The sequence below is a fragment of the Mesorhizobium sp. M0208 genome, assembly GCF_040322015.1.
Taxonomy (GTDB): domain Bacteria; phylum Pseudomonadota; class Alphaproteobacteria; order Rhizobiales; family Rhizobiaceae; genus Mesorhizobium.
The window spans coordinates 74,761-80,832 of record NZ_JAMYSP010000028.1 but is presented as its reverse complement, the minus strand read 5'-3'; the positions used below and the strand labels follow the sequence as shown (position 1 = coordinate 80,832).

At 62.8% G+C, this 6,072-nt stretch carries 8 protein-coding genes and 1 pseudogene; 3 read left to right on the top strand and 6 right to left on the bottom strand.

What is annotated here, in order from left to right:
* The first annotated feature begins 197 nt into the window (after window positions 1-197).
* Window positions 198-1,091, top strand: a complete 894-nt coding sequence (locus tag NKJ17_RS24270) for a sugar phosphate isomerase/epimerase family protein (RefSeq protein WP_352649396.1) — start codon at window positions 198-200, stop codon at window positions 1,089-1,091.
* A 46-nt stretch (window positions 1,092-1,137) separates the two neighbouring features.
* Here the strand turns inward: NKJ17_RS24270 and NKJ17_RS24265 are convergent, their stop codons facing one another.
* The gene (locus NKJ17_RS24265) at window positions 1,138-1,593 is read right to left on the bottom strand and encodes a Crp/Fnr family transcriptional regulator (protein WP_352690298.1); all 456 of its coding nucleotides are present in this window, start codon (window positions 1,591-1,593) and stop codon (window positions 1,138-1,140) included.
* Between the two features lie 125 nt (window positions 1,594-1,718).
* Entirely contained in the window at window positions 1,719-2,402 is a 684-nt protein-coding gene (locus NKJ17_RS24260) for a response regulator transcription factor (protein ID WP_023680479.1), read from the bottom strand.
* A 144-nt stretch (window positions 2,403-2,546) separates the two neighbouring features.
* On the opposite strand from NKJ17_RS24260, the gene NKJ17_RS24255 reads away from it, so the two are divergent.
* A complete protein-coding gene (locus tag NKJ17_RS24255; RefSeq protein ID WP_352690308.1) occupies window positions 2,547-3,083 on the top strand; it encodes a L,D-transpeptidase family protein in 537 nt (178 codons plus the stop codon).
* 76 nt (window positions 3,084-3,159) lie between these two features.
* Here the strand turns inward: NKJ17_RS24255 and NKJ17_RS24250 are convergent, their stop codons facing one another.
* Window positions 3,160-3,399 (bottom strand): hypothetical protein, encoded by a 240-nt coding sequence (locus NKJ17_RS24250; protein WP_254817801.1) that lies wholly within the window; start codon window positions 3,397-3,399, stop codon window positions 3,160-3,162.
* Between the two features lie 162 nt (window positions 3,400-3,561).
* On the opposite strand from NKJ17_RS24250, the gene NKJ17_RS24245 reads away from it, so the two are divergent.
* Entirely contained in the window at window positions 3,562-4,518 is a 957-nt protein-coding gene (locus NKJ17_RS24245) for a LysR substrate-binding domain-containing protein (RefSeq protein WP_352690296.1), read from the top strand.
* Between the two features lie 3 nt (window positions 4,519-4,521).
* Here NKJ17_RS24245 and NKJ17_RS24240 read toward each other — a convergent pair whose 3' ends face one another.
* From NKJ17_RS24240 to NKJ17_RS24230, 3 genes and pseudogenes are all read right to left on the bottom strand, one after another.
* Complete coding sequence (locus NKJ17_RS24240) at window positions 4,522-4,938, bottom strand: DUF1761 domain-containing protein (protein ID WP_352509119.1); 417 nt, start codon at window positions 4,936-4,938, stop codon at window positions 4,522-4,524.
* Window positions 4,939-4,986: 48 nt separating this feature from the next.
* Entirely contained in the window at window positions 4,987-5,643 is a 657-nt protein-coding gene (locus tag NKJ17_RS24235; protein WP_352509124.1) for a class I SAM-dependent methyltransferase, read from the bottom strand.
* Window positions 5,640-6,066, bottom strand: a pseudogene (locus tag NKJ17_RS24230) (EVE domain-containing protein). The gene NKJ17_RS24235 and the pseudogene NKJ17_RS24230 overlap by 4 nt, the downstream one beginning before the upstream one ends.
* Window positions 6,067-6,072 lie beyond the last annotated feature (6 nt).

Below are 6,072 nucleotides of genomic sequence, written 5' to 3'. Positions count from 1 at the left end.
CCCGGTCGGACACCTCTCGACCTCACCCAACACCCCCCTCAAAATATCACTCATTAAGACGGGCGACCCCACGCGCCCTACCCCGCCCATCGCGGGGGGGGCCGGTTCCCCCCCCCCCACCTTTTTATCGGAGCAATGGATTGCCAAAAGCCGATTTGGACTTGGGTCCGCTACTCCTGGAATGACCGGAGACAATCATGTCGCGCATCGGAATCCACTCATTCGTCTGGTCGGCGAGCTCGGCGCAGAGCGACCTCGAGCGGACGCTGGCCAACACCAGGGAGGCCGGCTTCGACCTGATCGAATTCTCTTATCTCGACCCCGCCAATGTCGACATTGACGGCTTGGCCAAGCGGATCGGCGATCTCGGCCTCGGCGTCGCGATCAGCATCGGACTGCCGGCCGACGGCGATATTTCGAGCGCCGACAAAACGATTGCCGCGCGCGGAGTCGAAATCCTGAGACGTACGATCGCGCTGACCCGCGATCTTGGCGGGCAAAAGGTCGCCGGCATCCTCAGCACCAGCCATGGATTGCAGAGCGAGGCGCCGACGCGCGACCAGTGGAACCGCAGCGCCGGCACGCTTGCCGAGGTGGCCGAGACAGCAAAATCAGCCGGCGTCAGCCTCAACCTCGAGATCGTCAACCGCTTCGAAAGCAACCTGCTCAACACCGCCGCGCAAGGCATGGCCTTCATCGCGGACAGCGGCTCCGACAACATCTTCCTGCATCTCGACAGCTTCCATATGAACATCGAGGAGGCCGATGTCGGCTTGGCCATTCGCAACGCCGCAAGCAAGATCGGCTATGTCCATATCGGTGAGAGCCATCGCGGCTTCCTCGGCACCGGCAATATCGATTTTGCCGCGATATTCGACGCGCTGACCGCCATCGGCTACAGCGACGACCTCAGCTTCGAATCCTTCTCGTCGGAAATCGTCGATGAGAACCTGTCGCGGAAAACCGCCATCTGGCGCAATCTGTGGACCGACAATATGGAGCTGGCCAAACATGCGCGCCGCTTCATTGCGCTCGGACTGGAGACGGCGCGGCGCAAGGCCGAGCTTGTTTCCGCAACGCACCGGCCTTGAGAACTCGCAGTTCCGAAATCGATCTGGTTAGACCAGAGGCGCTGTATTAGCCGGCAAAACGCGGCCCAAGTTCCTCGATGCGGCGGATCATCGCCTGGAAGTCCTCCGAGATGCGCTGGTGCAGGTGAACCGCCAGCTCCGGGTATTCCTCAAGGATGCGGCGGAACATCTTGCGGCTGAGCCGCAGCACTTCCGAATCGATTTCGGCAGAGGCGCTGGTCAGCCGGTTGGTATCGGCGATCAGCGCCAGTTCGCTGAGCATGGTGCCGGGGCCGGCGGTGCCGATCGGGATGCGCTCGCCGTCGTGCTCGCGGTAGAGGACGATGCGGCCGCTGATCACGATATAGGCGCAATCGGCCTCGTCGTCCTCGCGGTAAAGCTTGTGGTCGGCTTGCAACCTGGTGGTTTCGGCGCCGAAGGCGAGCAGACGCAGCTGTTCCTGCGTAAAGCCCTCGAAGAGCCTCACGGTGGACAGGATGCGGATGTCGTCATCCAGCGCCATCTAGCTATGTCCCCGAACCGTCAGTCCGACTCCTCCCCTACGAGGCCGATCCAAAACCACCTCCAGCCTCAGGACCGTACCCGAAAAGCGCCCCGCCCGGATCGCTTATTTGAATAATGAAATGTTTAAGGAACCAGCTTGTAGCCGCCGCTTTCTGTCACGAGAATTTCCGCGTTGGAAGGATCGCGCTCGATCTTCTGGCGCAGCCGGTAGACGTGAGTTTCGAGGGTGTGAGTGGTGACGCCGGAATTGTAGCCCCAGACTTCCTCCAGCAGCACGTCGCGGGTCACCACCTTCTGGTCGGCGCGGTAGAGATATTTGATGATCGAGGCTTCCTTTTCGGTCAGCCGTACCTTGGCGCCGCGCGGGTCGATCAGAAGCTTCTGGCTGGGCTTGAACGTGTAGGGGCCGACCGAGAAAGTGGCGTCCTCGCTCTGCTCGTGCTGGCGCAGCTGGGCGCGGATGCGGGCCAGCAGCACGGCAAAGCGGAACGGCTTCGTCACATAGTCGTTGGCGCCGGCCTCGAGGCCAAGGATGGTGTCGGAATCGGTATCGTGGCCGGTCAGCATGATGATCGGCGCCTTGTAGCCGCCCTTGCGCAATATCTTTACCGCCTCGCGGCCATCCATGTCGGGCAGGCCGACATCCATGATGAGCAGGTCGATGAGCCCGCCGCGCGCCGTGGCGACGCCTTTGGCGGCGGTCGCTTCCTGCAGGACATCGAATTCCTCATAAAGCGACAATTGCTCGACAAGGGTGCCGCGCAGGTCGTCATCGTCGTCGACGATCAGAATGGTGCGTGAAGTCATGGATCAATCCGTTGTTTTGAAAAGAGATTTCAGTTGACCGCAGCCTGTTTATGCGGAAGCTGACCGGCACAACAGCCGTTCACAGTGATTTGTTCCGTGGCACGATCATACAAGAAAAAACACGATCGCAATGCAGTCGGCGCAATTTTGCCGAAAGGGCTCGCCGTGCTCACCGTGCGCGCGCGCCCAGGCCATGCCAGCCAAGGCTTTCTGCAGGCCGGCAAACTGGTGTTTCCATGTGCGCTGGGGCATGGCGGCATCTCGGCGGCCAAGCGCGAGGGCGACGGCGCCACGCCGCTTGCCTCGATGCGGATATTGTCGGGATATTTTCGCGGCGACCGTTTTGCCGGCGGCCGCCGGACGCGGCTCGCGATGACGCCGATTGGCCGCGACCTCGGCTGGTGCGAAGTGCCTGGGGACCGCAACTACAACCGCCCGGTCAAAATCCCCTATGGCGCCAACCATGAGCGGATGCTGCGCACCGACGATCTCTATGACGCCTGCCTGGTGCTGGACTGGAACATTGTGCCGCGGCGGCGCGGGCGCGGCAGCGCCATCTTCTTCCACCTGGCGCGCCCCGGCTTTACGCCGACGCAAGGCTGCGTCGCGGTAACGGCTCGCACCATGGCGCGGCTGCTGCCGCTGCTGTCGGAACGGACGGTGATAAGGGTGGCAAGGTAGGGGAGAATAGTGAGCGAATTGGTCGGGAAGGATATTCGCGGACCCGCCGCTTAGCTTCACTACTCACTACACCGTCCTAGCGCTTCCTCGGCAGCTGCCAACCCGTGTCGAGAAGGCCGAGCCGACCGAGTTCGCGGTCCATGGCGCGTGCGATGTCCTTGCGTTCGCCGCCGATGTCGCGCAGCTGGCGATCAGAGAGATCCTCGACATTCTCGTAGGGAAGATTGACCGCGATTTTTGCGTAGCGAAACCAGTCAAGCACGGCGCGCAGCCAGGCCGGGCGGAGGGTAACAGGGCGCAAGGTGATGTCAGACATGGTGCAATCCGCTTCTCCGGACATCAAATCCGGTTTGATGTTTCTTCGATGACCAGATCATGACCGATTGAAATCAAAACGGGAAACGAGTAGTTTTTTCTGCATCTTCAAGTTTTTTTTGAGAATTGGAATGCTCGACCGAACTCTCCTCGTCTGGCACTAATGGCGCGCCTGCTGCCTGGAACCCGTGCGCTGCGGACGCTGGAGGCAGCGGCCCGGCATCTCAATTTCACCCGCGCCGCCGACGAGCTCGGCCTGACGCCGGCAGCGGTCAGCCATAAGATCCTCGGCCTGACGCCGGCAGCGGTCAGCCATAAGATCAAGGAAATCGAGGATCAGCTCGGCATCGTGCTGTTCACACGCACCAGCCGCACGATCCGGCTGACCGAGGCGGGTGCGGTGCTGTTCGAAGCTTCGACCGATGCGCTCGACCTGCTTGGCCGGGCCGTCTCACGGGCGCAGAAGACGGCACGCGGATCGGCGCTGCTGAAGGTCACCCTCGATGCGCAATTCGCGACGAAGTGGCTGATGCGGCGCGTCGACGATTTTCGCAAGCAGCATCCGGCGATCGAGCTGCGTTTCGACATCAGCTACGAGGTGCGCGACTTCGATCGCGACGACGTCGATCTCGGCATCCGTTTCGGCACCGGCAAATATCAGGGGCTTCGCTCGCACCGGCTGTTCGAAAACGTTATCATTCCGGTCTGCAGCCCGGCCCTGTTGCGGGCCGGGCCGCCGCTCAAGGAGCCGCGCGACCTGTTTCATCATACGCTGGCGCATATCGAGTGGTCGCGCCAGGGCGTCACCTGGCCGAACTGGAGCATGTGGATGGCGGCGGCGGGCGTCGACGATTTCGACGACAGCCGGACCATCGTGTTCGGCAACTCGACGGATGCCGTCCAGGCCGCGCTCGACGGCAACGCGGTCGCGCTCGCCGATTTCGCCATGGTGGCAAACGACCTTTCGGAAGGTAGGCTGATCCGGCCGTTCGAACTCGGCATCAAGGTCGCGCCCGAATTCGCCTATTTCCTGGTCTATCCGGAGACCGCGGCGAATGATCCGCGCATCGTCGCCTTTCGCGATTGGCTTCTCGAGGAAATCGCCAGGACCCCGAGCTGACGGTCAGCCCGCCGCCGCGCCGAACCAGCCGATCACCGCGCCGATGAGAAGCAGCACGCCGAGCCAGTGACCAACATCGATGAGCGTCAGATCCCAGCCGAAACCTTCGTAGCGATGGTTGACCGAAAGCGTGGTGGCGACGAACCCCAGCCAGAGAACGAAGCCGAAGATCACCCCGGCAAGCAGGCTCGGCTCGCCGCCGGTCACGGCGCCGATGATCAGCGACATGACCAGCGCCATGACGAGCTCCGCGATGAAGGAGACGACGAAGGGCAGCATCGATTTGCTCATCGTCGCCGGATCAAGCTTGGCGGCCTTCAGCCACGGCTTGCTCAAGCCCATGTACCAGGCCCCGCCGAACAACCACGCCACGACGGCGGCGACGATTACCGCCAGCCAATTGATTGCTGAAAAATCCATGGTTCCCTCCGGTCGATTGCGCGATGGAACGCCTGTTCGGCGATGCCGTCAAGCAAGGCGCCAGACGGTGGTGCGCTTGACCTCGGCGTCCTCCAGCGCCCGGGTCACCGCCACTTCGTAGACGTCAAGCGGCTCCAGCCCGGTCTTCGGCAGATAGGAGCGGCCGGGATCGCCGACGAGAATGTCGGCACCGCGCGCCCTCAGCCGGGCGAACCACGGCATCAGCCTGTCGGCGAAAGTTTTGTCGTAGAAGACGTCGCCGGCCAGCACCACGTCCCAGCCGGCATCGCTGCCGATGCAGTCGCCGATGAGGAATTTTATCTCGGTCCCATTTGCCTCGGCATTGAGGCGGATCGCGGTCGCGCAGAACGGGTCGATATCGGCGGCGATCACCTCGGCAGCTCCGGCCTTCACCGCGGCAATGGCGACAACGCCGGAGCCGGAGGCGAAGTCCAGCACGCGCTTGCCGCGCACCGCCGCCGGATTGTCGAGGATGTAGCGGGCAAGGCCTTGGCCGCCGGCCCAGGCAAAAGCCCAGAAGGGCGGCGGCAGGCCGATTTCGGTCAGCTCGTCCTCGGTCCGCCGCCACAGTTCGTGCGCCTCGTCGGCCAGGTGCAGGCGGATCTCCGGCACATGTGGCGGCGCCATCAGCGCCGTGTTGTCGAGGATGAATTTCCTGGCGCTGTCCGGCGTCAGCGCCGTCATGGCGCCGGCGTCAGGCCGCCCATGCGGCAAACCTCTTGCCATTCGGCCGGCGTCACCGGCTGCACAGACAGCCGCCCGAGCCGCACCAGCGCCATGTCGGCCAGCTTTTGATTGGCCTTGGCTTGCTCCAGCGTCACCGGCTTCGGCATGGCCTTGAAGGCGCGGATGTCGACGCACTCCCAGCGGGGATCGTCGGTGGTGCTGTCCTGATGGGCCAGAGCGCAGACTTCGGCGATGCCGACGATGTCCAGCCCGTCATTGGAATGGTAGAAGAAGCCGAGATCGCCGATCTGCATCGCCTTCATGTTGTTGCGCGCCGCATAATTGCGCACGCCGTCCCATTGCGTGCCGGCCTTGCCCTTTGGCCTTGAGGTCCTCGAAGGAGAAGACCGAAGGTTCGGATTTGAACAGCCAGTAGTTCATTGTGTT